The 24776-nt window shown below is 58.2% G+C and carries 27 protein-coding genes; 10 read left to right on the plus strand and 17 right to left on the minus strand.

The features are described 5' to 3' along the window. Positions 1 to 4: 4 nt before the first annotated feature. Both BFV97_RS03600 and BFV97_RS03605 read right to left on the minus strand, forming a co-directional pair. Entirely contained in the window at positions 5 to 691 is a 687-nt protein-coding gene (locus BFV97_RS03600; RefSeq protein ID WP_069298916.1) for a hypothetical protein, read from the minus strand. A gap of 118 nt (positions 692 to 809) precedes the next feature. Next, complete coding sequence (locus tag BFV97_RS03605) at positions 810 to 1454, minus strand: ribonuclease T2 family protein (RefSeq protein ID WP_069298917.1); 645 nt, start codon at positions 1452 to 1454, stop codon at positions 810 to 812. A 132-nt stretch (positions 1455 to 1586) separates the two neighbouring features. Between BFV97_RS03605 and BFV97_RS03610 the strand changes: the two genes are divergently transcribed. Next, positions 1587 to 2342, plus strand: coding sequence for a DUF1013 domain-containing protein (locus BFV97_RS03610; RefSeq protein ID WP_069298918.1), 756 nt, complete (start codon positions 1587 to 1589; stop codon positions 2340 to 2342). A 183-nt stretch (positions 2343 to 2525) separates the two neighbouring features. Further along, entirely contained in the window at positions 2526 to 3488 is a 963-nt protein-coding gene (locus tag BFV97_RS03615) for a DMT family transporter (RefSeq protein ID WP_069298919.1), read from the plus strand. A 42-nt stretch (positions 3489 to 3530) separates the two neighbouring features. Here the strand turns inward: BFV97_RS03615 and BFV97_RS03620 are convergent, their stop codons facing one another. From BFV97_RS03620 to clpS, 4 genes are all read right to left on the minus strand, one after another. Then, positions 3531 to 3947, minus strand: coding sequence for a DUF7282 domain-containing protein (locus tag BFV97_RS03620; protein ID WP_069298920.1), 417 nt, complete (start codon positions 3945 to 3947; stop codon positions 3531 to 3533). A 149-nt stretch (positions 3948 to 4096) separates the two neighbouring features. Further along, positions 4097 to 4903 carry an SDR family NAD(P)-dependent oxidoreductase gene (locus BFV97_RS03625; protein ID WP_069298921.1) on the minus strand — a complete coding sequence of 269 codons (807 nt, stop codon included), beginning with the start codon at positions 4901 to 4903 and terminating at the stop codon, positions 4097 to 4099. 57 nt (positions 4904 to 4960) lie between these two features. After that, a complete protein-coding gene (locus BFV97_RS03630) occupies positions 4961 to 5959 on the minus strand; it encodes a class I SAM-dependent methyltransferase (RefSeq protein ID WP_069298922.1) in 999 nt (332 codons plus the stop codon). A gap of 86 nt (positions 5960 to 6045) precedes the next feature. Further along, complete coding sequence (gene clpS / locus BFV97_RS03635) at positions 6046 to 6405, minus strand: ATP-dependent Clp protease adapter ClpS (protein WP_083225503.1); 360 nt, start codon at positions 6403 to 6405, stop codon at positions 6046 to 6048. Positions 6406 to 6750: 345 nt separating this feature from the next. On the opposite strand from clpS, the gene BFV97_RS03640 reads away from it, so the two are divergent. After that, complete coding sequence (locus BFV97_RS03640) at positions 6751 to 8127, plus strand: D-alanyl-D-alanine carboxypeptidase family protein (RefSeq protein WP_069298923.1); 1377 nt, start codon at positions 6751 to 6753, stop codon at positions 8125 to 8127. Positions 8128 to 8365: 238 nt separating this feature from the next. Here BFV97_RS03640 and BFV97_RS03645 read toward each other — a convergent pair whose 3' ends face one another. The 5 genes from BFV97_RS03645 to BFV97_RS03665 all read right to left on the minus strand — a co-directional run bounded on the left by BFV97_RS03645 (position 8366) and on the right by BFV97_RS03665 (position 12407). Further along, positions 8366 to 8941, minus strand: a complete 576-nt coding sequence (locus tag BFV97_RS03645; RefSeq protein ID WP_069298924.1) for a hypothetical protein — start codon at positions 8939 to 8941, stop codon at positions 8366 to 8368. Between the two features lie 43 nt (positions 8942 to 8984). Beyond that, on the minus strand, positions 8985 to 9119 hold the full coding sequence (locus tag BFV97_RS03650) for an aa3-type cytochrome c oxidase subunit IV (RefSeq protein ID WP_069298925.1): 135 nt from the start codon (positions 9117 to 9119) through the stop codon (positions 8985 to 8987). Between the two features lie 86 nt (positions 9120 to 9205). After that, positions 9206 to 9685, minus strand: coding sequence for a DUF6173 family protein (locus tag BFV97_RS03655; RefSeq protein ID WP_069298926.1), 480 nt, complete (start codon positions 9683 to 9685; stop codon positions 9206 to 9208). Positions 9686 to 9694: 9 nt separating this feature from the next. Further along, positions 9695 to 10759: an MBL fold metallo-hydrolase gene (locus BFV97_RS03660; protein WP_069298927.1), complete on the minus strand. Its 1065-nt coding sequence runs from the start codon at positions 10757 to 10759 to the stop codon at positions 9695 to 9697. Beyond that, a complete protein-coding gene (locus BFV97_RS03665) occupies positions 10728 to 12407 on the minus strand; it encodes an acyl-CoA dehydrogenase family protein (protein ID WP_069298928.1) in 1680 nt (559 codons plus the stop codon). Before BFV97_RS03665 ends, BFV97_RS03660 begins: the two co-directional genes overlap by 32 nt. Before the next feature lie 157 nt (positions 12408 to 12564). Here BFV97_RS03665 and BFV97_RS03670 point away from each other — a divergent pair, with 157 nt between their 5' ends. After that, on the plus strand, positions 12565 to 13518 hold the full coding sequence (locus tag BFV97_RS03670; protein ID WP_069298929.1) for an L-threonylcarbamoyladenylate synthase: 954 nt from the start codon (positions 12565 to 12567) through the stop codon (positions 13516 to 13518). Positions 13519 to 13677: 159 nt separating this feature from the next. Here BFV97_RS03670 and BFV97_RS03675 read toward each other — a convergent pair whose 3' ends face one another. Then, positions 13678 to 14475: a phytanoyl-CoA dioxygenase family protein gene (locus tag BFV97_RS03675; protein ID WP_069298930.1), complete on the minus strand. Its 798-nt coding sequence runs from the start codon at positions 14473 to 14475 to the stop codon at positions 13678 to 13680. Between the two features lie 84 nt (positions 14476 to 14559). Between BFV97_RS03675 and BFV97_RS03680 the strand changes: the two genes are divergently transcribed. From BFV97_RS03680 to BFV97_RS03705, 6 genes are all read left to right on the plus strand, one after another. Continuing rightward, complete coding sequence (locus BFV97_RS03680) at positions 14560 to 15480, plus strand: LysR family transcriptional regulator (protein ID WP_069298931.1); 921 nt, start codon at positions 14560 to 14562, stop codon at positions 15478 to 15480. 61 nt (positions 15481 to 15541) lie between these two features. Then, positions 15542 to 16312 (plus strand): SDR family NAD(P)-dependent oxidoreductase, encoded by a 771-nt coding sequence (locus BFV97_RS03685; protein ID WP_069298932.1) that lies wholly within the window; start codon positions 15542 to 15544, stop codon positions 16310 to 16312. After that, positions 16312 to 17235: a 2-dehydro-3-deoxygalactonokinase gene (locus BFV97_RS03690; protein WP_108721620.1), complete on the plus strand. Its 924-nt coding sequence runs from the start codon at positions 16312 to 16314 to the stop codon at positions 17233 to 17235. The genes BFV97_RS03685 and BFV97_RS03690 overlap by 1 nt, the downstream gene beginning before the upstream one ends. Before the next feature lie 84 nt (positions 17236 to 17319). Beyond that, positions 17320 to 18153 (plus strand): SMP-30/gluconolactonase/LRE family protein, encoded by an 834-nt coding sequence (locus BFV97_RS03695; protein ID WP_069298933.1) that lies wholly within the window; start codon positions 17320 to 17322, stop codon positions 18151 to 18153. A gap of 106 nt (positions 18154 to 18259) precedes the next feature. Then, positions 18260 to 19903 carry an amidohydrolase gene (locus BFV97_RS03700; protein WP_069298934.1) on the plus strand — a complete coding sequence of 548 codons (1644 nt, stop codon included), beginning with the start codon at positions 18260 to 18262 and terminating at the stop codon, positions 19901 to 19903. Next, positions 19903 to 20802 (plus strand): CobW family GTP-binding protein, encoded by a 900-nt coding sequence (locus tag BFV97_RS03705; protein WP_069298935.1) that lies wholly within the window; start codon positions 19903 to 19905, stop codon positions 20800 to 20802. The genes BFV97_RS03700 and BFV97_RS03705 overlap by 1 nt, the downstream gene beginning before the upstream one ends. Before the next feature lie 6 nt (positions 20803 to 20808). On the opposite strand, the gene dtd is transcribed toward BFV97_RS03705, so the two are convergent. From dtd to BFV97_RS03730, 5 genes are all read right to left on the minus strand, one after another. Further along, positions 20809 to 21246: a D-aminoacyl-tRNA deacylase gene (gene dtd, locus BFV97_RS03710; protein ID WP_069298936.1), complete on the minus strand. Its 438-nt coding sequence runs from the start codon at positions 21244 to 21246 to the stop codon at positions 20809 to 20811. A gap of 1 nt (position 21247) precedes the next feature. Further along, positions 21248 to 21700, minus strand: a complete 453-nt coding sequence (locus BFV97_RS03715) for a YtoQ family protein (RefSeq protein WP_069298937.1) — start codon at positions 21698 to 21700, stop codon at positions 21248 to 21250. Between the two features lie 9 nt (positions 21701 to 21709). Continuing rightward, positions 21710 to 22270: a polyhydroxyalkanoate synthesis repressor PhaR gene (phaR, locus tag BFV97_RS03720; RefSeq protein WP_069298938.1), complete on the minus strand. Its 561-nt coding sequence runs from the start codon at positions 22268 to 22270 to the stop codon at positions 21710 to 21712. A gap of 148 nt (positions 22271 to 22418) precedes the next feature. Then, complete coding sequence (locus BFV97_RS03725) at positions 22419 to 22844, minus strand: hypothetical protein (protein WP_069298939.1); 426 nt, start codon at positions 22842 to 22844, stop codon at positions 22419 to 22421. A 116-nt stretch (positions 22845 to 22960) separates the two neighbouring features. Beyond that, a complete protein-coding gene (locus BFV97_RS03730; protein WP_245667553.1) occupies positions 22961 to 24664 on the minus strand; it encodes a PHA/PHB synthase family protein in 1704 nt (567 codons plus the stop codon). Between the last annotated feature and the right edge of the window lie 112 nt (positions 24665 to 24776).

Raw genomic sequence — 24776 nt, forward strand, 5'->3', positions numbered from 1 at the left:
GGCCCTAGCGGGCGACCAACTGGATATGCGCGGGGGTGATCCCCTGAACACCGGCAAGTTTCGCGACGATCACATCGTTAATCGCAATATCCGCGTTTTGCCCGTCTTTTGAAGGGATCACCGAAAGCACCGCTGGAAGTGCCGCGCCGGTTTCCGGGTCGGTCATGGCGTCATATTCAATCCGAAGCTGGTCTTCTGCCGGATCAAAACCGGCAATTTCGATGGTTTCAGGGTCGGACAGGGCAGGGGAAAAGGGGTCTGTGTCTTCTACCTGATCCGCAGCGCCAAGCATCAGGATGTCTGCGGTGGATGTGTCAGAGACGGGCACGGTGTCACTGGACCCCCAAAGCATGTCATCGCCGCTGTTGCCATAAAACACGTCTTCTTCCAGCTTGGGATCTGCGGTTGAAAGCGCGGCGGTTTGCGTGGCCGAAGCCTCTGCAGCCGCATCTGTTTCAAACGTGTGTTCGGCCTGCGTGTCGATGATTTGCGGCGCCGCCGGAGTTGTATAATGGGGCTGGCTGTCCTGTGAGAAATCGCGCGGCAAAACCGCTCCGCTGTCTTGGGTCTTGGGGAAGGTAACTGCCGCCGGTGCCTCGGGTGCGTCCTCTGACCCGATCAGAAACGATGCGCCCATCAGGACCACAAACATCAATGCGTTTGCTACGTGTGCCAAAATAAATGCCAGCATGTCATCACCATTTCTGCATGAGTGCGTTTAAGCGTATTCATGGTAAATTATTGGTGAATGTAGGCAGCTTTGCGGCCCGTTCGTGAAGCTAGTTTGATGATTTGGTGACTGACCTGCCTTATCTGATCGGGTTCAGAACCGCCTTGCGCGCGGTGCAATCGCGCAGGGCATCCACACCGCAGCGGCGGGGGGTCAGGTCCCGTGTCAGACAGATGCGCACCTCCTGTATGTGGTTGCTTTTACAGGTCACGGTGATCTGTTCGGCCTGCAAGTCGGGGTTGGCGTCAAGGAAAGCATCTTCAATCACGCGGGCGGGCAGAGTGATCGTCCTGTCGAGTTTTCGCAGCACCTCGGGGCGGTTCACACGGGCATAAGCTTCTCTGGATAAAGCATAATAATCATCAGCACTTAGTCCCGAACAGGTGCCGTGTTTCTTCCACTGGTGCCACGCCAGCCCGCCGGTGCCCATGATGTCGGCCATAGCTGCGGTCATGGCACGGCTGGGGGCGCGTGTGTTGGCGCTGCAATAGGACGGCCAGCCGCGCTCTTGCTGGGGCCAGAGCCCGTGCAACACCCAGCCGTGATCCTTTTGCGGTGCGCATTGTGGCGAATTGCGGGCATCCCCCTCTAAAGCGCACCAGTTCGGGGACCATGACAGGGCCATGACATAGTAATCAAAGGTGCCGGGACGGGAACCTTGGGCGCGGGCCGGCGTCGCTGTGGCAGCGGCAATCACGAGAAGGGACAGGAGAATACGGATCATTTGGCCTTTTCCTTTGTGCTATCCTTGTCTATATAGGCTGGGAATTCCCCACCTGAAACGGCAATTCGCGACGGTCCCGACCCGAGCAACCGATTTCTCGGCGCGGGAGAGGTTTATTTGGAGGAAAGAGATATGGCGCTTCCGATTATGGCTAAGGCCACCGCTGTCTGGCTGGTGGACAACACTACGTTGAGCTTCAAACAGATCGCGGATTTCTGCGGGCTGCACGAACTTGAGGTGAACGGCATTGCCGACGGGGAAGTGGCCCAGGGCATCAAAGGGTTTGACCCGATTGCCAACAACCAGTTGACCCAGGCAGAAATTGACATGGCGGAAAACAATCCCCGCCACAAATTGAAGCTAAAACATAACCCAGCCGCCGATGGTGAGGAAAAACGCCGTGGTCCGCGCTATACGCCGCTGTCCAAGCGTCAGGACCGTCCTGCTGCGATCCTGTGGCTGGTGAAGTTTCACCCCGAACTGTCCGACGGGCAGATCTCCAAACTGGTTGGCACAACCAAGCCGACTATTCAGGCGCTGCGGGACCGCACACACTGGAACATCGCGAATATCTCACCGATTGATCCGGTTGCTCTGGGCCTGTGTAAACAGGGTGAACTGGATAAAGCTGTGGCAAAAGCAGCTGCCAAAGCCGCCAAAGACGGCACCGCGATTTCTGATGAGGAACGCCTGAAGCTGGTCTCTACCGAACAGTCCCTGCAAATGGAGGACGAACCGCGCCTGCCGTCCAATATGTCCGGTCTGGAAACCTTCACCCTGTCCAGCTCCGACGAAGACGAGAAAAAAGACGAGCCGGTTGTGGATGCAGACAGCCTGTTCAACCTGCCCAAAGGCGGCGGTGAGGACGAAGACGAAGACGACGCGTAAATGCGCAGCTCGTACTGATCAAATTAACCCGGCCCTGCGCCGGGTTTTTTGTGTCCGCCCGTGACTTGACGGGTTGCAACCTGAAGTGTGCATTTTTGCTCTGGTCTTACAGGTTGACGCGGCGTAGCTTGCCGTCAACCCGCATGTTGCGCGGGCGTTTTCATCAGCCGGAGGAGGGTGCCCGTGGAACCTGCACAGCGCGGTGTCGCGTTTGGAATTTCTTGCGCATTGGGCGCGGCGATTTTCTTTTCTCTGAACGATCTGTCGATTAAATTCCTGAGCGGCGGCTATCCGTTGCACCAGATCGTGTTCCTGCGCGCTGTGGTGGCACTGGCGATAACTGTTATTTTCATCGTGCCGCTGGACGGGGGCTGGTCCGCGCTGCGTGCGAAACGACCGTGGGTTCATGTGGTGCGCGGACTTTGTGTGGTGGTGGCGAACTCGGCGTTTTTTGCGGGGATCGCGGCCATGCCGCTGGCGGATGCCTCTGCGATCTTCTTTGTGGCGCCCCTGTTTATTACCGGCCTCTCGGCCCTCGTTCTCAAAGAGCCTGTGGGTCTGCGACGCTGGCTTGCGGTCGGGGTGGGGCTGGCTGGCGTTATTCTGGTGGTCAAACCAACCGGCGCGAGCTTTACCATCGTGGCGTTGCTGCCGGTTCTGGCCGCCGCCGCCTATGCGGGGTTGCAGGTGCTGACCCGTTACACCGGCATGTCAGAGCGGGCCTCGACCATGTCGGTCTATATCCAGATTACCTTTTTGATCGTGTCCGGCGGGCTTGCTGTAGGGCTTGGGGACGGGCGGTTTGCCGGAAGTGACAATGATGCGCTGGAGTTTTTTCTGCGGGCGTGGCAGTGGCCGGACCTGAAGGACGGTCTGATCATGCTGGCACTGGGGGGAATCAGCGCCTGTGCAGGCTATCTGATCGCGCTGGCCTATCGCGGGACCAACGCGGCGATTGTCGCGCCGTTTGAATATTCGGCGCTGTTGCTGGCGGTGTTCTGGGGTATCATGATCTGGCAGGAATGGCCAACCGGTACCACTTGGGTGGGGATCGTCCTGATTGCGGGATCGGGTGTGTATGTGGCTGTACGCGAGGGACGTGTAGGCAGCAAACCCTCGGCCAAACGGGTTGCGGGCCGCAGATAGCCCTGCGACAGCCCTGGGCCGTCGCAGGTGCCGGGGGAACCGCTATTTGGCAGTGATGACCGACATGACCAGTTTGTCATCTACCTTGACGGGGCCGTCCTCTTTGGCACCGAGGGTATATTCAAACACACCGGCTTTCATGCCGCCGTCTTCGGCGTGCAACATCAGCATCAGCTTGTCACCGCTGTTGACCGGCTCTGTCAGGATGGCGCTTACATCCATGTTTTCGCCTTCTTTCAGCGGTGCATGGCCCACCACGGGGCCGGGCTTGCCGCTGTCATCGGTGCGGTGCACCACCAGCCAGCCATTGGCGCCAGCGACGATTTTTTCTGCTGTGACAGTGCCGCCGGATACATCTTGATCGGATCCGGCCACCATCAGACCTCCGTGGGCTTCTGCAAAAGCTGCGCCGGACAGCAGAGTTGCCCCGAATGCCAGTGAGATAATATTACGTTTCATGCGTAAACCTCCTTGTTTGGCCGCAAATGTTTCGCGGCTCTGTAAGGGGTACGGCGGTCCGGTCGATGTGGATCAAAAAGAATTCGACGTAGGGTGAATTTAATTGCGGGTTGGCATGGGGTGCGCGTGAAGCAAAGGGTGTGCGCTGCCTAGTGAGCGGCCGTTTCCAGCGGATCAATCAGGGACCGGCCCCCGTCGACGGTGACGACCTGCCCGGTGATAAAGCCGGAGGCGTCTGTGGACAGGAACTGTGCGGTCTCCGCCACTTCGCGGGCCTCGGCAATGCGGCCCAAGGGGGTTGTCGCAAGGGTGGCGCTGCGCATTTCGGGGTCTTGTTTCAGGCGGGCTTGCAGGCTTGCGCTCATGACCGAGCCGATGGCGATGGCGTTCACGCGGATACGCTGGTCCGCAAAGGACACCGCCAGAGAGCGGGTCATCTGGTTGAGCGCGGCACAGGCCACCGAATAGCCCAAAAGCCCTGCATGGGTGCGATCCGCCGCGATGGAGCTGAGGTTGACCACAGCGCCGATAGAGTTCGCTTCAGGCTTGTCCTTGGCCTGCGTAATCATCCGTTTGGCCACGGCCTGTGTCACCCGCAGATTGGCCAGAACGTTCTGTTGAAACAGTTCTTCAAAGTGGTCTTCGCTTTCATCCAGCGGATTGGAGGGCAGCACCTGACGGCTGGCATTTACCAGAATGTCGATACTGTCGAACGCGTCGATGGTGGCAGACAGAAGGTTGGCCACGGTCAGTTTTTCCCGCAAGTCGCCGGAAAAACTGCGCACATTCGTGCCGTCCCCGTCAATGGATTCCACCTCGGCCGAGAGCTTTTCCTCATCCATATCCACCAGCATGACATTGGCACCGTGATCAGAGAAATGCCGCGCTATTTCCAGCCCGATGCCGTTGGCCGCTCCGGTGATAATGGCGGTCTTACCCTCAAGCGAAAAACTCATATTGCGGACACCTTTTGATGATTCGACCTTTGCCAGTCTAGCAAAACAGGCAGCGGGTTACTTGGGTTTTCGGGCGTGGATAATTTTGTAGCGGCTTGACTGGTTCACCACATCAACACGGCCAAAACATTCGTTCAGTGTGGCTTCGTAGGCCAGCTGCCGGTTCGCCACCAGATAGAGATGCCCCGCAGGTTTCAGCATGTCGCGGGCGGCTGCGATAAAGGCGCGTCCAAGGGCGGGCTCTGCCTTGCGCCCTGTGTGAAACGGCGGGTTGCTGATCACGGCGTCATAGCTGCGTTTGGCATGAACCTCCCGTGCGTCGTCCCAGACAAACCGCGCACGCGGATCGTTGAGGTTCAGTTTTGCACAGTTCAGGGCCAGATGCTCTGCCTCGATCAGATCGAGACTTTCGATCTCGGGGTTGCTGGAAAGCGCCTGCTGCGCAAGCCAGCCCCAACCGGCGCCAAGATCGGCTACCCGACCTTTCAGCTTGCCTGCGATCACGGGAGCAAGCTCTGCCGAGCCCTGATCAATCCCGTCGGCAGAAAACACGCCGGCGGCGGTCATGAAACCGTCCTTGTTCGGGGCAGGGGTCAGCGCCGCTGCCCAGTCGGAAAACGGATTGGCCGGCGCCGATTTCGTCAGCCAGAACACCTTGCCGTGGGCTTTGGAGAGTTGCCCGTCTACGGGGTGCAGCTTTTTCACGGTCTTCAACAGGCTCTCGATGCCTTCGGTCTTGGCACCGTCCACAACCAGCGTGCCGCCCTGCGCAACCGCGTCATAGGCCAGCGCCAGCAAAGCACGGTTTTCGTCCTTGGCCTTGGTCAGATGCACGATAGCCATGGCAGCCGTGTCGGGATATTCGGTTGTCGTTTGATACCCTGACGCCTCCAGAAACTGGTGGGTCGGGTAAAAGCCTTGCACGCAGGTCAGCCGATCTCTGGGGAAATCCCCGTAACCTTCGGTTTTTGCGCGAAGAACGACGATCTGCCCTGAGTCGGGCAGGGCGATTGCCCCTTCATCGAAGGGCAGCGTAAGGCGGTTAACGGTGCTCATGTGATCCGGCGCGGGGCGCCTGTTCCTTTTCCAAAGCGCGCAGGTCTTGCGCTGTAAACGCGGCGGCGGGCGTCTGCCTGTTCAGGCTATTCTTTTTCCATCGTGCATTGCAGCGGGTGTTCGTGCTGGCGCGCGCATTCCATCACCTGCATCACTTTGGTCTCTGCAATTTCGTGGCTGAACACGCCGACCACTGCCAGCCCCTTTTTGTGGACCGTCAGCATCAGTTCGATTGCACCTGCATGGCCGATCCCGAAAAACCGCTCCAGCACATGCACGACGAACTCCATCGGCGTGTAGTCATCGTTCAGCAGCATCACTTTATACATCGGTGGACGCGCGGTTTTGGATTTGGGTTTGGTGGCCAGTGCGGTATCGCCGTCCTGATCGCCTACATCCGAATCAGACCCGTCGTTCTGCGCCCGTATTGTCAGTCTTGAAGTCATGAGATTGGTCTGGGTTGTTTGCATTTCACCATACTATATAGCGTTTCGGGCCAAAGAAAAAAGAGCCGAATGGAGCGCGGTGATTCCGCTGTGAAGAAGGGGCGGTCAACGCCGGTTTTTCGCTGGTATTTGCAAATAATGAGACACCTGTGTCGGGGTGGTACTACACCTAGTGGTTGTAAACAGCCTGCTCCCGTCATGTAGTGGACTGTTGCGTTGTAGTCACCGCTAAACCACGGAAAAAGAAAAGGTTTCTCACTCGAACGTGTTTGTGTTAGCCTAATTTTAATCAATACGCCGAAAATGGCGACGAGGCAGGCAGCAATACAGGACGTCGGAGAACCGATGCGAATCGCAGTAGCAGTACGGGCGCTATGTGCCCTTTATTTTCTTATCGTAGTAACCCTTGGGGCGAACGTGGCACAGGCCGCGCCTTATGCAGCGATGGTCGTGGACGCCAGAACCGGAGAGGTTCTGCACGCCCGAAACGCCGATGCGCGGTTGCATCCGGCATCGCTGACCAAGATGATGACACTCTACATCGTTTTTGATGCGGTGGAGCGGGGCGTGATCAGTCTGGACAAACAGATCACCATCTCCCGTCACGCGGCCAGTGAACCGCCTAGCAAACTGGGTTTGCGGGCCGGTCAAAAGATCGCGCTGCGCTATCTGATCCGCGCCGCGGCTGTGAAATCCGCCAATGATGCGGCCACCGCCCTTGGCGAAGCGATTGCCGGTTCGGAAGCGGAATTTGCCAAGATGATGAACCACACGGCCAGAGCCATTGGGATGAAGAACTCAACGTTTAAGAACGCCCACGGTCTGACCCAATCGGGGCATTTGTCCACCGCCCGCGACATGACCCTCTTGGGACGGCGGCTGTTTTATGATTTTCCGCAGTATTACAACCTCTTCTCGCGCAAATCGACCCATGCAGGCATCCGCAATGTGCCTAACACCAACCGCAGGTTCCTGAGCGCCTATAAAGGGGCGGACGGGATCAAGACCGGTTTCACCAATGCGGCGGGCTTCAATCTGGTGGCCTCCGCCGAGCGGGGAAACAAACGGGTGATTGCGACTGTATTTGGCGGGCGCACAACCGCATGGCGGAATGCCCGCGTTGCCGAACTGCTCGATATGGGGTTCCAACGCTCCAAGAACCGTGTAGCCGTGCGCAAACCGCCCAAAGTGGATCTGGGCGTGCAGGCGAAACGGATACGCGTGGCCAATTCCGGCGCGGTGAAATCCAGCCCGCGGCCCAAGTTGCGCACAGCACCCACGACCACCACCACGACCTTGATGGCCGAAGCGCAGTTGAAAGCGATTGAAGCGGCGGTGAAGGCGGCCAACCGGGAAGCGCAGGCAACCGGCGTTGTGAAAACCAGCAGCAGCGGCAAGCTGACCTCTATCGCAGCGGCGGCACAGGCCGAACAGCCCCTGCGCGTGGTCAGCCGTGTCTCTACAGCCGGAAATCAGTATTGGGGTGTGCAGGTCGGGGCGTTTTCCTCGCGTCATCAGGCGGAAAAAGCCCTGTTGCAAACAGCGCTGCGGGAATTGCAGTCGCTGGACGGGTCCGAACGCCGGATAGATTACGCCACAGTGAACGGTTACAAGAAATACCGCGCCCGCTTTGTGGGGTTGAATCAGGCCGAAGCCAATCTCGCCTGTGCCAGACTGCGCGCCCGCAACCAGCCCTGCCTGCCGATCGCTCCGGGCTCCTGAAGCAAGGCGTTTATAGCGATGAATGATCGAACCCGTTCGGACATTGGTCCGGAGGGGTTTTCTTTTGGGTTTGGCCAGTAATATTGGCCGGCCCCTGATCGGATGCTTCAATCAGGTCAAACGGCCTCTACAGGCCCGTCAGAGCACTGCACCGCGCGTCGCTGTCATGGTGTTAAGCAGGGGGATGAGAGCCGTGCAGCAGGCGTTGACCGCGCCTGTGCGCACACAGGCAAGAGCGCTAGTTGCGGCCTTCGTCAGTCTCAATGACTTTGGTGGTGATCACACCGGGAAGTTCCGCGAAATTCCGCATCAGTTTGGCAGGAAAATAAGTTCGCCGGATCGCTTCAAAACCCTCAAGCTGCATCAGTAGACCGGAAATATTGAGCGTACATTGCGCATCAAGCGAGGGACCGGCAGCCTTGGCAAGCGCAAAGGCTTTCTCCGCCGTGGCGCTGCTGACGTAGATTTTCTGGTTCACCACGTGATGGGTCACGCGGGCGTGCCAGTTGTCGTAATTCTGTTCCAATTCCGGAAACATGCCGTAAACCACGTCATTGCGCTCCGGCCCCAGAGGATGGGACCAACGGCCTGCGGGATCATACATCACGGTTTCGCTGGCATTGATCACCAAAGAGGCATGACCACCGGACCCTGTCCGGTTGTTGATCATGGTTTTCAGCATCAAATAGGGGTCATCCGGACTGACATAACGGCGTTTTTCCACTTCGACGTCGGGCGCCCAAACGGATTTCCCGCCACAGGCGGAGACAGTGATCGACAGCAGGATGAGAAGAAGGACGCGGAAAAAAGACATTAAACCCGTTCGGCGGTCCGGCTTTTCCGGCGCCCCTTAGTATTCAGGAATTGAAAAGCGCAAGGAAGATCAGAACGCCGATGGAGAAGACCGTGATACGGATGGTCCAGCGGATGAAGCCTTCAAATGCCGCTTCTTGCGCTTCGATGTTCATTTTACCATGTTCGTGGTTGGCCATAGTGGTGCCCTTTCTAATCCCGTGGTTGGCAGAGGTTTTGACCGAATTTTTGGGACAATGCAATTGTCAGTTTGCCGCGTTTACGCTTAGAGAACCGGTTCGTCCCATTTTTGGTTCAGTTTTGCCGCCAGCCGAAAGCCGATCCGCTGCGGTTCGGCTTTTTCGTCCTCTTTCGGGGCGGAAACCAGCATGACATTCAACTGGCTGACGTGTTGTACCAGTTGGGTTTTGGACCCGTTTGGCGCCTCGCCGTAAAAGGTGATCAGATCGGGTGCAAAAAACCCCATGCCCTGAATGCGCAGGGTGCCCACATCGCCGCCGACAAAGCCCATGCCGACCTCTTGGTCGGAATCCAGCGTTTCCTCAAACTTCTGGATATACATGACGATCCGTTCATAGGCCCATTCTGCCTCGGATTTGGGGCGGGCCTGTTGTCCGCCTTCCCCGCTGGAGACAACGTGATTCTCGGTTCTGGTTTCCCCGTCCCGATCCACTTTGGCCGAATACAGCTCCCACAGGGCAGAGCTTTCCAGCGCCTCTGCGGTGGTTTTGATCTTGTTGTCCATGTGACCCCCTCAGGCAGCCTGATAAACCCATGCACCCGCGTCATTGCGGGTGCGGGTGATTTTGCCTTGCTGGTGAAGATGGTTCAAATGGGCAATAGATTCAACCAGCGCCAGCCCGTATTCGCCATCTCCGATCTTGCGTTTGAACAGGGGCAGGAAACATTGCGACGCTGTGGCAGGTGTTTCGAGATGATCCAGCAAACGGTCAAGCGCATGATGGTGGTTGTCGATCAACTGACGCATGCGGGCAGGCAGGCCGGTAAAGGGCAGCTTGTGGCCGGGCAGGACGAAATGATCCTCACGGGCGATGTCAGCGAATCTTTCGCAAGCCTCCAGCCAGCCCTGCACCGGATCGGCCTCCGGTTCTGTGGCATAGACGCCAAGGTTGGGGGAAATGCCCGGCAGGATCTGGTCGCCGGCAATGACAATATTGTCGTCGCGTGACCAGAGCGTTGCGTGCTCTGGCGCATGTCCGTTGCCGATCCGCACGTCAAAGGTGCGTGCGCCGATGGTCAGCGTGTCGCCTTCCTGTATGCGTCGGAAGCCCAGCGGCATAGGGTGGACTATATCGGCGTAATTGAACGGTTTCTGGGTGCTGCGCTCTCGCAGCAGGCGCGGCTCCATATCCGCGCTTTCGTAAAAGGCGATGGTTTCGGGGGGCGGGGTTTCCTGCGCATCGAGCAGCAGCATCCGCGCAAACAGCCAGCTGGTGCGGGTTGCGACCAGTTCCGCCTGATGATGGGTCTGTAGCCAGCCCGCCATGCCTACGTGATCGGGGTGGTGGTGGGTGATCAGCACGCGGGTCACAGGCTTGTCCCCCAGCGTCTCGGTCACGATTTTCTTCCAGGTGGCAACCATCCGTTTGGAATAAAAGCCGGTGTCGATAATGCACCAGCCGTCCCCGTCATCCAGCGCGTAGACATTGACGTGATCCAGCTTCATCGGCAGCGGCAGGCGTAGCCATTTTATGCCGGGCGCAATGTCGATTGCTTCGCCTTCAGCGGGCGGGGTCTCATGGGGGAATTTTATGTTTTCCAAGGGACTATCCTGCCAATGCGTCTGTGTCCAAAGCATAGAGCAACGCATCTCCGGCTGTGGCGGCGGCGCAAAGCGCGTCGACCTGTGGCAGCAAATGCGCGGCATAAAAATCGCTCAGGGCGCGGCGGTTTTCGGTGTCCGCACCGCGCGTCAGATAGTGACCGCCAAGGGTGATGGCAAAGGCGCGCAGGAAGGATGTTGCCCCCGCAAACCGTGCATTCATCTCTGAGGCAAGCAGCGCCTTGGTGGTTTCGCGCAGGGTGGCCTCTGCTTTGGCGAGCGCCTCGTTCCCTTTCGCAGTCGCTGCGATTTCATCCAACATGGCAAAGGCAGCATCGCCCCCGTCCATCAGCTTGCGCCCCACCAGATCCATTGCCTGAATACCGTTGGTGCCCTCATAAATACGGGTCACGCGCACATCGCGGGCGAATTGCGCTGCGCCGGTTTCTTCAACAAAGCCCATGCCGCCGTGCACCTGAATGCCAAGGTCTGCGACCTCTGATCCGGTGTCTGTGCCAAAGGCTTTGGCGATCGGGGTCAGGAAGGCGGCGCGGGCCTTGAAGCTTGCGTCTTGTGTGGCGTTGAACAGATCAGTGCTCATGGCGGTGTCAAGGATGATGGCGCGGGCCACAGCGGTTTGCGCCTTCATGGTCAGCAACATGCGGCGCACGTCTGCGTGATCCGCGATCGTGCCGGTGCCGCCGTCCACAGGGGTCTTGCCCTGTTTGCGTTCCAGTGCGAATTCCAGCGCCTTCTGATAGGCCGCTTCCGCCACGCCAAGCCCTTCGGTCCCGACACCGAGCCGCGCATTGTTCATCATGGTGAACATCGCCGCCATGCCACCGTGGGGCGGTCCGACCATCCAGCCGGTGGCGCCGTCAAATTCCATCACCGCAGTGGGGGAACCATGCAGCCCGAGCTTGTGTTCCAGCGACACAACCCGCAGGCTGTTGGCCTCGCCCAGATTGCCGTCTGCATCGGGGATGAATTTCGGAACGATAAACAGGGAAATCCCCTTGGTGCCGGGAACGCCGTCGGGCAGGCGGGCCAAAACAAGGTGGCAGACGTTGCCGCCGAAATCGTGATCGCCCCAGCTGATGTAAATCTTCTGGCCGCTGATCGCGAAGGTGCCATCGCCGTTGTCCACCGCCTTGGAGCGCAGCGCCCCCACATCCGAACCGGCCTGCGGTTCGGTCAGGTTCATGGTGCCGGTCCATTCACCGGAAATCAGCTTGGGCAGGTAAAGCGCCTTGATTGCGTCCGAGCCATGGGCCTCTAACGCTTCGATCTGGCCTTGGGTCATCAGCGGGTTCAGCGACAGCGACAGACAGGCCGAGGCCATCATTTCCCCGACCAGCGTTGTGATCGTCAGGGGCAGGCCCATGCCGCCGTGTTCGGGATCAGCGGCTGCACCGACCCAGCCGCCCTCGGCAATCGCCTTGTAACCATCGTGGAAACCGGGGGCGGTGCGCACCACGCCGTTTTCCAGATGGGCCGGTTCCAAATCGCCGGGCCGTTGCAATGGTGCCAGCACGTCCTGCGCCATTTTTGCGGCTTCGGACAGGATCGCCGCAATCATATCGTCGCCGGCATCCTCGAACTTCTCGGTGCTGCTGATGCGATCATACCCGAGCACATTGCGCAGAAGGTGAAGGTGTTCGTCTGTCGGGGCGGTGTAGGGCATCTGGTCTTGTCCTTTGCGGCGCAGGCTTGCATTACGAAGTCATTCGGGTAAACGCACGGTAACGGCGGTTTCGGGACAACCTAAACTGCCCGTTGCGTCACGACAACTGGTACACAACGTCATTGTGAAGCTTTTGAGCGGCCGGAACAGGAACAGAATGGACAAGCAGACAGAGCGTTTGGAGCGCCATCAGGTGGATCAAGCTGCCGAAATTTTGCGGCGCGGCGGCTTGCTGGCTTTCGCCACCGAGACCGTTTACGGGCTTGGCGCGGATGCGTGCAACGGAACCGCGGTTGCAGGGGTCTATGCCGCTAAGGGGCGGCCTGCGTTTAATCCGCTGATTATCCACCTTCCCGATCTCGCCGCGGCGGAACGTTTCGGCGTGTTTTCCCCCCTTGCCCGCAAGCTGGCAGAAGCGTTTTGGCCCGGCCCGCTTAGCCTTGTTGTTCCGGTGCGCGAAGGTGCTGGGCTGTCGTCTCTGGTGACGGCGGGTCTTGATACCGTGGCGATCCGTGTGCCGGCCCATGACGGGGCGCGGGCGTTACTGTCCGCTTTCGGCGGTCCGGTTGCAGCACCATCGGCCAATCCGTCCGGCGGGATCAGCCCGACACGGATGTCCCATGTGCTGGACGGTCTGGACGGAAAAATCGACGGTGTGCTGGAAGGTGGCGACTGCGATGTGGGGCTGGAATCCACTATCGTTCTGGCGGGGGAAGACGTCGCGCTGTTGCGGGCGGGCGGGGTGACGGTAGAGGATTTGGAGGCGGTGCTCGGACAGGCTGTGGCCCGTCCCGAAGACCCTGATACGCCGAAATCCCCTGGCCAGTTGGCGTCCCATTATGCGCCGGATGCGAAGGTCCGGATCAACGCGAGAGAGCGTCGGGCGGATGAGGTGCTGATCGGTTTTGGCGCTGTGGCAGGGGCTGATCTGAACCTGTCCGAAGCAGGTGATCTGGCGGAGGCGGCGGCCAATCTGTTTGATATGTTGCGTCAGGCGGATGGGTTGGCGCGACAGCAGGGGCGCAGCATCGCGGTCTCTCCGGTGCCGATGACGGGGCTGGGGCTGGCGATCAATGACCGTTTGACCCGCGCTGCGGCCGAACGGCGTTGAGGCGGGTCAATTTCCTAACAAATGCTTAATCATGAAGCTTCATTTAACACGCGTCTAATATGAAGCGTCTTGTATGACGCTTCATATTTGCAGGGTGATAATCCTGATTTTCTTTATCTATCAACAGGATACTTTTTCGAGAGGGACAGGTTGCCCGGTTCAGCGCTGGTAGATTACCGGAAACCAGTCCTCGCGCAGTTTCTGTCCAGCGGTCATATCATGCCCCGGAAATGGCGGAGACGTCGGCCCCGGACGTTCAACATACCGTGCATCATCGCCCACCAGCCGCAGGGAAAACGCGCGGCGGCGCCGGTCGGACACATTGGCCCGCGCCCCGTGCAAAATGCCGTAATTAAAGGCCACCGCATCCCCCGGTTCCATTGCCCATTCAGTAATCTCCATGCCTTCCGCATCCGGATCGGGCACCGACATATAGGCATCGCTGTCCGGGTAGAAATTATCCTCGTTCAGCCAACGGGTCGGCAGCACCTGCTTTTCCCATTTGTGGCTACCCGCCACACACCGCAGTGACGCATCTGTCACCGGATCAAGTGGCGACCAAAAGCTGATGGTCTGCTGGCCTTCGACAAAATAATAGGGCGCATCCTGATGCCATGGTGTCGGCTTGGAGGTGCCGGGCTCTTTCACCAGAACGTGGTCGTGGAACACCTGCACAGAATTCGACTGCATCAAATCCGCCGCAACCGCCGCTGCAGGAGAGTTGCGGATTACGTCCTCAAACTGGGAAATCCGCGTCCAGTTGCAGTAATCGTCAAAAAACCGGCCGGTGTCCCCGCTCTTGAGGTTTTCAGCCGCATAGGGACCGGGCTCTTGCATGTTCACCTCAACCCCGTCGCGCAGGGTTTCAACGTGATCGGCAAACAGCCCTTTGATCAGGACCACGCCGTCCCGTTGGTAGGTGTCGATATGGTCTTGGGTAATCAGCGGATGGTGCATGTTTTATCTCCTTTGTCTGATGACAGGGATGGCCGTTTCATGGCATAGTTTCAAATCATAATTAACTAACTCAAGTATAATGACATGTTATACCTTACCCTGCGCCAGTATGAATATGTGGTGGCGGTTTCCAAGTCCGGCAGCATGAGCGCAGCCGCACAGATGCTCAACATATCCCAACCGGCGCTTTCTGTGGCGGTGGCCACCGTAGAGACCCATCTCGGCCGGCCCTTGTTCATCCGGCGCAAGGGGGCGCCGATCCGTCCAACCGGTTTTGCCAAAGGGTTTCTGGCCGAGGCAGAAACCCTGCTTGCAAAGGCGGCGCAACTGGAAAACCCCCGTGCCGATTTCAGCAAACCCCCGCAAAAGCTGCGGATCGGTTGCTTTTCCGATCTTGCGCCGGTCTGGCTGGCCCCGTCGCTGAAACGATTGCGGGCCGCGTTTGCGGATATTGAACTGCTTCCTCTTGTAGCGGATTTTGAAACACTGGCCGAGGGCATGGCCGAAGGGCAGCTTGATCTTGCGATCACCTATGATCTCGGGCTTGATGCGCGTTTTACCCGTCACAAGCTCTCGGCGGTGGCGCCGGGCGCTTTTGTGGCTGCAGATGATCCGCTCGCAGAGCAAAATTCCATCCCTCTGAAACAGCTTGCCACACGGGATCTGATCCTGTTTGACGAAGGACTTTCCGTGCGCCACATGCTTGCCCTGTTCTCGCAAGAAGGCGTGCGGCCCCGTGTGGCGCACCGCGTTTCCTCGCTTGAGGTGATGCGCTCTTTCGCGGCCAACGGAGAAGGTGTCGGCATCAGCTACACAACGCCCCTGTCGGATTACAGCTATGACGGATTGCCCCTGACACGGGTGGAAATCAGCGACCCCCGCGCACGGGAAAACATCGTGGCCGCCTATCGCAGCGATATGGCCGAGGTGCTGGCGCTGCCCCGGATCTTGACCGCGCTGATGGGAGAGGCGCGCAGAGATTGCGATCCTGAGGCGCAATGTTAAAAGGGGGAAACACAGATTCAATAGGATCGCCCCGCCGGTCCCAGACGCCTAAGGAACTTACATGAGCGATACCGTCACATTCCACGACCTGAAAGACAAAAGCGTTTTCATCACCGGCGGAGGATCGGGTATCGGGGCGAGCCTGACGGAAGGGTTCTTGCAGCAGGGCGCCAGAGTCGCCTTCGTGCAGCGTTCCGACGCCAGTGATTTTGCTGCGAAAATGGGGTCGAAATACGGGATCACGCCTGTGTTCATCCAATGCGACATCAGCGATATTGCCGCGTTGAAAGAGTCTATGGCCCAAGCGGCCAGCGTGATTGGTGCCTTTGATGTGGTGGTGAACAATGCAGCCAATGACAGCCGCCACCAGCTTGGCGATATTACACCGGAAAGCTGGGACATGGGGCAGGCGGTGAACCTGCGCCCCCATGTGTTTACCGCACAGGCCGCCGCAGACGGCATGAAGGAAGCGGGCGGCGGCTCTATCATCAACTTTTCCTCGGTGTCCTACATGATGGGGAACGGCGATTATCCCGGCTATGTGGCAGCCAAGGCGGGGATTACCGGCCTGACCCGTGGTCTGGCCCGCGAACTTGGCCCCCATAACATCCGCGTCAATGCGTTGATGCCCGGATGGGTGCTGACAGACCGGCAGATGGAGCTCTGGGCCACGCCCGAAGGTCTGGCGGCGCATCTGGAAAAACAATGTCTGAAGGAGCATCTTGTGGCCGATGACATCGTAGACGCCACTTTGTTCCTCGCGTCCAAGGCCAGCCGGATGATGACCGGACAAGCCCTTGTCGTGGATGGCGGCGTGGTGGTGACGGGCTGATGTCCCTGCGTGAAAAAACCGAATGGATCGCCGTTGACTGGGGACAGACAAACCTGCGGATCTGGGTGATGGGGGCAGGGGGAAACCTGCTGGCAGAGCGGAGCGCCGATCAGGGCACAGGGGCGCTGGCCTCTGACGGGTTTGAACCCGCTTTGCTGGCGATGATCGAAGATTTCCTCAGCGATGGCAAAACCACGCCGGTGCTTTGCACGGGCAGGGCAGGCGCGGCCGGTGGCTGGGTAGAGGCCCCGTTCCAGCCGGTGCCATGTGCGCCCCTGACCCATACGTCTTTTGTCACGGCCCCGACCCGCGACCCGCGGATCGCAGTGTCGGTTGTGCCGGGGCTTAGCCAGATCAGCCCCGCGCCGGATATTATGCAGGGCGAGGAAACACAGATCGCCGGATTTTTGCAGGCGAACCCGAAATTTGACGGCGTTCTGGTACTGCCCGGCATCCATACTAAATGGGTCCACATCAGCGCCGAGGAAGTTGTCTCCTTCCAGAGCTTCCTGACCGGCGAACTTTATGCCTTGCTTGCCCGTCAATCGCTGTTACGCCCTGCCATAGCGCTAAGCGGTTGGGATGATGCCGCCTTTGAGGACGGTCTTGGCGAGTCGATTTCCCGCCCCGAATCTGTAGCGGCCAAACTCTTTGGGCTGCACGCTGCGGCGCAACTCTCCACGCTATCGCCCCAAGCCGCCCGCGCCCGTTTGTCCGGTTTGCTGATCGGGCTGGAACTGGCCGCGACGCGACCCTACTGGCTGGGACAGAACCTTGCTATTCTGGCCACGCCCGAAATCGGAGAGATTTACGCCCGCGCCTTGTCTCTGCAAGGTCTGACCGCGCCTGTGTCCGACGTCACACCCCTGATCCGCGAGGGTCTGATGGCCGCTTACGAGTCCCTGATTGCCCCGCAGGATTAGACGTCGTCGCCGCCTGACATTCCCCCGTTGACGCGGCAGCGCCTGCAGGCAACAGTAATGCAGCCAAAGACAGGAGCCTGCCCCATGACCGTCACCGTTTACGATTCCCGCCAGTGCATTCTGGGTGAGGGCCCGCTTTGGCATCCCTTGCGCAAGCAGTTGTTCTGGTTTGATATTCTGGGAAAGAAACTGTTGTGTGACACTGGGGAGGACTGGACCTTTAGCGGCCATGTCTCGGCGGCGGGTTGGGTGGATGCGGACCGCTTGCTGGTGGCGGGCGAGACCGCTTTGTTCACGTTTGATCTTAACACACAGGCGGTCACGGATATTGTCGGGCTAGAGGCTGAGAACCCGCTGACCCGCTCAAATGACGGGCGTGCCGACCCGCAGGGCGGCTTCTGGATCGGGACGATGGGCAAAGAAGCCCAAAGCTATGCCGGTGCGATCTATCGCTATTATCGCGGCGAATTGCGCCAGTTGTTCGACCGGATCACCATTAGCAATTCCATCTGCTTTGCCCCGAACGGAGATCGCGCCTATTTCACCGACACCCGCGGACGGCGGATCATGCGGGTCACGCTCGACGCCGAAGGTTGGCCGGTAGGCGAGCCGGAGCTTTACCTTGATTTGCGGGCCGATGCGCTTAATCCGGACGGGTCGGTTGTGGATGCACAGGGCTGTCTGTGGAACGCCCAATGGGGCGCCCATCGCGTGGCCCGCTATGATGCCGATGGTGCGTTTCTCGAGGCGGTCGAATTTCCGGCGGCGCAAATATCCTGTCCGGCCTTTGGCGGGGACGGATTAAAAACCCTGTTCGCCACATCTGCAGCAGACGGGCTGGAGGGCCAAAGCGAAGGCCAGACCTTCGCCATTTCGCTAGAGGTGGCAGGCCAACAGGAACACCGCGTCATCCTGTAAAATCCGTTCCTTGGTTTTTATGAGGATATTAAGCTCTTAAAACTGTTTTTCCAAACAGAGGCCGCGCCGTAGTCTTTCTGAAAACAGCCAGATCGGGACTTTTGAGATGTCACAGACCACAATTTATTCCGCACGCAAGATTATCACGATGAATCCGAACCAGCCGGAAGTCAGTCATGTAGCTGTGCGCGAAGGACGGGTGCTTGGGGCGGGCAGCCTTGAGGAACTGGCAGTTTGGGGCGATTACACTCTGGACGCGCGTTTCGCGGACAAAGTGCTGATGCCCGGCTTTGTCGAGGGTCATGCCCACACGATGGAAGGCACCATGTGGCGCAATGTGTATTGCGGTTTCTTTGACCGGATGGACCCGAACGGCAAGGTCTGGGCGGGTGTGAAGTCCATTGAGGCCATGCTGGAGCGGCTGAAAGAGGCCGAAGCCAAACTGGATGATCCGGATGCGCCGCTTCCGGGCTGGCAACTCGACCCGATCTATATGGATAATGCGCTGGTCAGCCGTGCCGATCTGGACAGGGTTTCATCTACCCGCGCGATCGGGGTGCTGCATGCCTCGGGCCACATTATGAACGTGAACACCAAGGGGCTGGAACTGGCCGGACTGATGAAAACCGGCATCAACCATCCGGGCATTCCGCTTGGGCCGGACGGCTATCCCACCGGAGAGCTGCGCGGGCCGGATGCCTATATGCCTGTGGGAGAACACGTCGGCTTTGACCGCGATGTGCTGGGCTGTGATGCAGAGGGCTTGCGCGACTTTGGCAAACTATGTGTGCGCACCGGCACTACGACCATCACCGATCTTGCGGCACGTCTGGGCGATGAGGCGGTGGAAATGATGCTGGAGGTTACGTCCGAAGCGGATTTCCCCAGTCGCATCGTGCCGTTGCGCCATTTCATGGGCCTGACACCGGAAGAGCTGATCGCCCATGCCAAGGAACTGAAGGATAAATCCACCGATCAGTTGCGCCTTGGCATGATCAAGGTTGTGGCGGACGGATCGATTCAGGGGTTTTCCGCCCGTCTGCGCTGGCCCGGCTATCACAACGGGGCGGACAATGGTTTGTGGTACATCACACCGGATCACCTGTCGCAAATCCTGAACCTCGCGCTGGAAAACGATCTGCACATCCACACCCATACCAATGGGGATCAGGCGACCGAATTGGTGCTGGAAACGATGGAAGAGGCTTTGCGCAACCACCCGACACCGGATCATCGCTATACGTTGCAACACTGCCAACTGGCGGATGCGGCGCAATTCCGCAAGATGAAACAGCTTGGCATGTGTGTGAATCTGTTTGCCAACCACCATTTCTACTGGGGCGACGAACATTACACCCTGACCGTCGGTCCGGAACGGGCGCTACGCATGAATGCCTGCCGCACCGCGCTGGAGACCGGCGTTCCGATGGCGATCCACTCGGATGCGCCGGTGACGCCGCTTGGCCCGCTGTTCACGGCCTGGTGTGCGGTAAACCGGCTGACAGCCTCGGGGCGTGTGCAGGGCGAGGGAGAGAAGATTTCTGTTGCGGATGCGCTTTATGCGATCACCATCGGCGCGGCCTATACGTTAAAGCTGGACGGGGAAGTCGGGTCCATCGAGGTCGGCAAGAAGGCGGATTTCGCGGTGCTGGAGGATGATCCAACAGCCGTCGATCCGTCAGATCTGAAAGATGTGAAGGTCTGGGGAACAGTACAGGGCGGACGCGTCTTTGCGGCGGCAGACCTTTGATGAAACCGCTTCCGGTTACGGTGATCGGCGGGTATCTGGGGGCGGGGAAAACCTCGCTCGTCAATCATCTGCTGCGCAATGCGGACGGGCTGCGGCTGGCGGTGCTGGTCAATGAATTTGGCGCGCTGCCGATCGACGAAGACCTGATCGTGGCGCAGGACGACGACATCATCTCTATCGCGGGGGGCTGTGTCTGCTGTTCCTACGGCTCTGATATGGCGGCGGCGCTGTCCGACCTGCGCAAGCTGGATCCTGCACCGGATCATGTGGTGCTGGAAGCCTCCGGCGTGGCGCTTCCCGGTGCGATTGCGGGATCTGTCGGGTTGATGCAGGGCTATAGCATGGATGGTGTCGTGATCGTGGCGGACGCAGAAACCTTGCAAGCTAATGCCAACCATAAATACATGGGCGATACCGTGACGCGGCAGCTTGCTGATGCGGATATTGTGGTTCTGAACAAGGTGGATCTGGTCAACGACAAGACCCGCGCAGAGAGCGAGGCTTTCGCGCGGTCCTACGCCAAAAACGCGCAGCTTTTAATGGCAGAGCATGGTGCCCTACCGCCGGAAGTTCTGTTGCAAAGCTTTGTCGAACGTAACCGCGACAGCGGCACAGGGCATGACACCAGCGTTTTTGACTCTGTCAGTCTGTCTTTGGATAGCCCGTGTGATCCGGCGGCGCTGGGCCAGCTTTTGGCATCAGAGGAATTGGATCTGGTGCGGGCAAAAGGCTTTGTGCGGGATGCAGACGGGGCCATCCATGCGGTGCAATCCGTTTCGCGCCGCTGGAGCAGTGAAGCTGCCCCCGAGGACTCCCCCATAGGACTGGTCTGCATCGGCTTGAAGCCTGCTTTTGATGGGGATGCTGTGGCGCGGAAAATTGCGGAATTGACCGGCTAGGTCAGGCTATTTTTCCAGCCAGATTGTCACCGGACCGTCATTAACCAGCGCCACCTGCATATCCGCACCGAACCGTCCTTTACCAACGGTGATCCCCATATCTGAAAGGGTGGAGCAAAGCAGCTCGTACAGCCGTTCGCCCTGATCGGGTGGGGCGGCAGCGGAAAAACCGGGTCGGTTGCCGCTTTTGGTGTCTGCGGCAAGCGTGAACTGGCTGACCACCAGAACGCTACCTCCGGTATCCAGCAGCGAGCGGTTCATCCGCCCCTCTTCGTCCTTAAAGATGCGCAAGGCGCCGATTTTCTTTGCCATGCCGTGCACATTGGCTTCGGTATCCCCCTGCATCGCGCAGGCGAGAATAACGAGGCCCGGTCCGGTTTCCCCGATAACCGTACCGTCTACCGAAACCGAGCCCTGCCGGACCCGTTGCAACAAACAACGCATATCAGCCGAGCTTGCCTGTCAGAACATAGGACAGGCATTTCGCCACTTGCGATGGGGTAGAGCAGACAGCCTGCGCTGCGGCGTCAACTTCCTTTAGGGCGTGCTGGTGTTCGTCCATCTGCAACACGATCAGGGATTTGCCGAGCGCATGGGCAAAGCCTGCATCAAAGGCGGCGTTCCACTGGCGGTATTTCTCACCGAAGCGTACGACGACCACATCCGCATCCTTGATCGCCTTTCGGGTGCGGATGGAATTCAGGTTCGCGCCCTTGCTGTCGTGCCAGAATTTGTCGTCTTCCGCGCCGAGGATTTCCACGCCGCAATCATCCGACGCGCCGTGGTCGGTGACGGGGGCCGTAAAGGTGATGTCCAGCTTTTGCGCTTCGCATTCGGCAATGATCTCTTCACGCCATGAGGTGTGGATTTCGCCGGCAAGATATACGTTCAGTTTCATGGGAGGGTCTTAAAATCCTTCAACTTTTTTCATCAGCTCTGCCAATTGTTGCTTCACAGCAGAGAGTTCTTCATCCGCATCGGATTTCGGGTCCGCTTCGTCAGCAGGGGTTTGTTGCGCCGCAGCAGCGCTGTTTTGCAGTTGCGGCATCCACGCAGCCATCATGGATTGCATCAGATCCGCCTGTTGTTTCTGCCAGTTGGTACCAGCGCCCATGCCCGAACTCATGCCCGGAATCCGCTCCATCATGGCGGCCTGCTGTTCGGAAAACATCTCATAGGATTTGGACAGGAAGTCCGGCAGCACCCCTTGGGCCGCCGTGCTGTAAGAGCGCACGAGTCCTGTCAACACATTGACGGGTAAGACGTTTTCGCCCTTACTTTCCTGCTCGGTGATGATCTGCAACAGAAACTGACGGGTCAGATCCTCGCCGGTTTTACGGTCCTTGATCTCGACATCGTTGCCCTGTTTGATCAGTTCCGCGATTTCGTCAAGCGTCACATATTCGCTGGTCTGCGTGTTATACAGCCGGCGGCTTGCATAGCGATTGATTAAAATCGTGTTGGTCATGGTTTCCCCGAAATGCGCGGTAATGCTGCACCGTAGCGCAGTTTTTTGCGTATTCAAAGGGGGAAACCTAAAACGCAAAAAGGGGCACCGTCGCGCGGTACCCCTTTGTGTGCAGTTTCCGTGGGAGGTCGGAACCCGCGGTAAAAGCTTAGGCAGCTTTCGCTTTTGCTGTAACGTCTTTGGTTGCAGCAGCAACTTCGGCTTGAATGTCTTTGCCAGCAGCTACGAACAGTTCAACAGCTTCCAGTTGGGCAGCTTTTGCAACTTCGGCGTAAGCAGCCAGTTTTTCGGGCAGGGATTGTGCCTGAGCAGAAGCAAAGTCGGAAACAACTGTGGAGTAAGCGGAAGGGTCTTTTTGAACCTTGTTCGCAGCTTCAACAGATTTCAGCGTTTCGGCTGTCCATGCGTTGGTCAGTTCTGCGTTTTTCTTCGCAGCGGCCAGTGCGATCTTGCCCATTTTGACGTTGAATTCAGCGGCATTTTTTGTCGCGTCGTCAAACATCTTTGTGTCCATTTTGAAAGCAGCGAAGAATTCTTCAGTTGCTTTTGCGAAATCGAAGTCTTGGTTTGCCATCGTTATGATCCTTTGATCGGAATTTCGGAGCCAGCATGATCGCTGTCTGTGAGGAAGATATAGATGCTGCGCTGCGGCATTTCAACAATTTTATGCTGCAGCGCAGAATAAATCTCCTAAACTCCTGGTTTCAGAACATAACTTCCGGGTGCAGGTTCGATTGGAGGGTTGTTTTTATTGCCAGGCTTGCGGGGGGAGGTCGATTTTTGCTCCCCCTCGGACAGCCAGTCCGACCAGCGGTGCCACCATGATTCCTTTACATATGTCGCGTTTTCCAGCCAGAATTCCGGATCGCGGGGCGGCTCTGGATTGTGCCAGTGGCCGTATTTGTCCCGTGACGCCGGATTGACGATGCCAGCGATATGGCCGCTCTCGGACAGGATAAAGGTGCGGTCGCCCCGCGTTTTGGTCAGCCCGCGGAAGGTGCTCGCCCACGGTGCGATGTGGTCCTGAATGGTAGAGACCGCGAAAATTGGCCGGTTGATCTGGGCCAGACGGATCTTTTCCCCCAGCAGTTCGAATTTGCCTTCCGCCAGTTCGTTATCCACATAAAGCTTTTGTAGATACTCCACCGCCATGCGACCGGGCAGGTTGGTGGAGTCGGCATTCCATTGCAGCAGATCAAAGGCAGGAGGCGCTTCACCCATCATGTAGGACCGCACGGCAGGGGCATAGACCAGATCCCGTGCCCGCAGGAAGCTGAAGGCGCGGGACATGAAGTAGCTTTCCAGATAGCCGGTCTCTTCCACCTGCGCTTCGATCCCTTTAAGGAAGCCCGGCTCAAGGAAGTTGCCCAGCTCTCCGGGGTTTTTGAAGTCGGTCATGGTGGTAAAGAAAGTGGCCTTGTTGATCTTGTCGTCCTCACCAATCGCGGTGAGATAGGCCATTGTACAGGCCAGCAGCGTGCCGCCGATGCAATAGCCCGCGACATTGGCAGATTTCTGTTTGGTGATCTCCAGCACCTTGTCGAGCGCGACAAGAAGGCCCTCTTCCAGATAGGTGTCAAATCCGCAATCCGCATAGCTGGCATCCGGATTGACCCAAGACACCACGAATACTGTGTGGCCCTGATCGACGGCGTATTTGATCAGGCTGTTTTCGGGGCGCAGGTCCAGAATGTAGAATTTGTTGATCCACGGCGGGGTGATCAGCAGCGGCTTTTTATAGACCTTATCCGTGCTCGGATTATACTGGATCAACTGGAACATCCGGTTCTGGAACACAACCGACCCCTGTGTGGTGGCAATATCCTTGCCCACAACAAAAGCGTCCGGATCCGCCAGACGCACGGCAATCCCCTGCTGGTTGCTCTCCAGATCGGCCACGAAATTCTGCAACCCGTCCACAAGCGATTGACCATTGGTTTCCATCGCCCGCTCCAGCGCATCCGGATTGGACGCCAGAAAGTTGGTTGGCGCAAACATATCCACCACCTGTTTGGCAAAGAAATTCACCTTCTCCCGTTCCCGCTCGGGCAGGTGGGACATATCTTTGGTAATGGTTTCAATGGTCTTGGAGGACAGTAGATACTGCTGCTTGATCATTTTGAAATAGGGGTTCTTTTCCCAGTTCTCGTTCTTGAACCGCTTGTCGGTTACAGGTTCAGGGTCTGAATTTTGGGCAGTGCCCCCCAATTGTTGCTGAATTTCCGACCAGTTTTTCAAACTCTGGGTCCAGAAGCCCACCTGCGCCTCTATTATGCGGCTCGGGTCGCTCATCATTTCGGCAAAATAGGCGGCTGCGGCTTTGGCATAGAACTGGTGATCGGGGGTTTCGAGGTTCGGACTGTGACTTTTCCGTTCCGCCAGCGCAGCCATCATTCTTTTAGTTAATTCGTTAATTTTGCTTAAATTTTTCTCTAAAATCTCGGCATCGGGTGACGTTTGGTCAGTCATAATTAAACCTCCATTAATGAGGATTGCACTAGTATTC

It is taken from the genome of Neptunicoccus sediminis, assembly GCF_001719615.1.
Classification (GTDB): Bacteria; Pseudomonadota; Alphaproteobacteria; order Rhodobacterales; family Rhodobacteraceae; genus Amylibacter; species Amylibacter sediminis.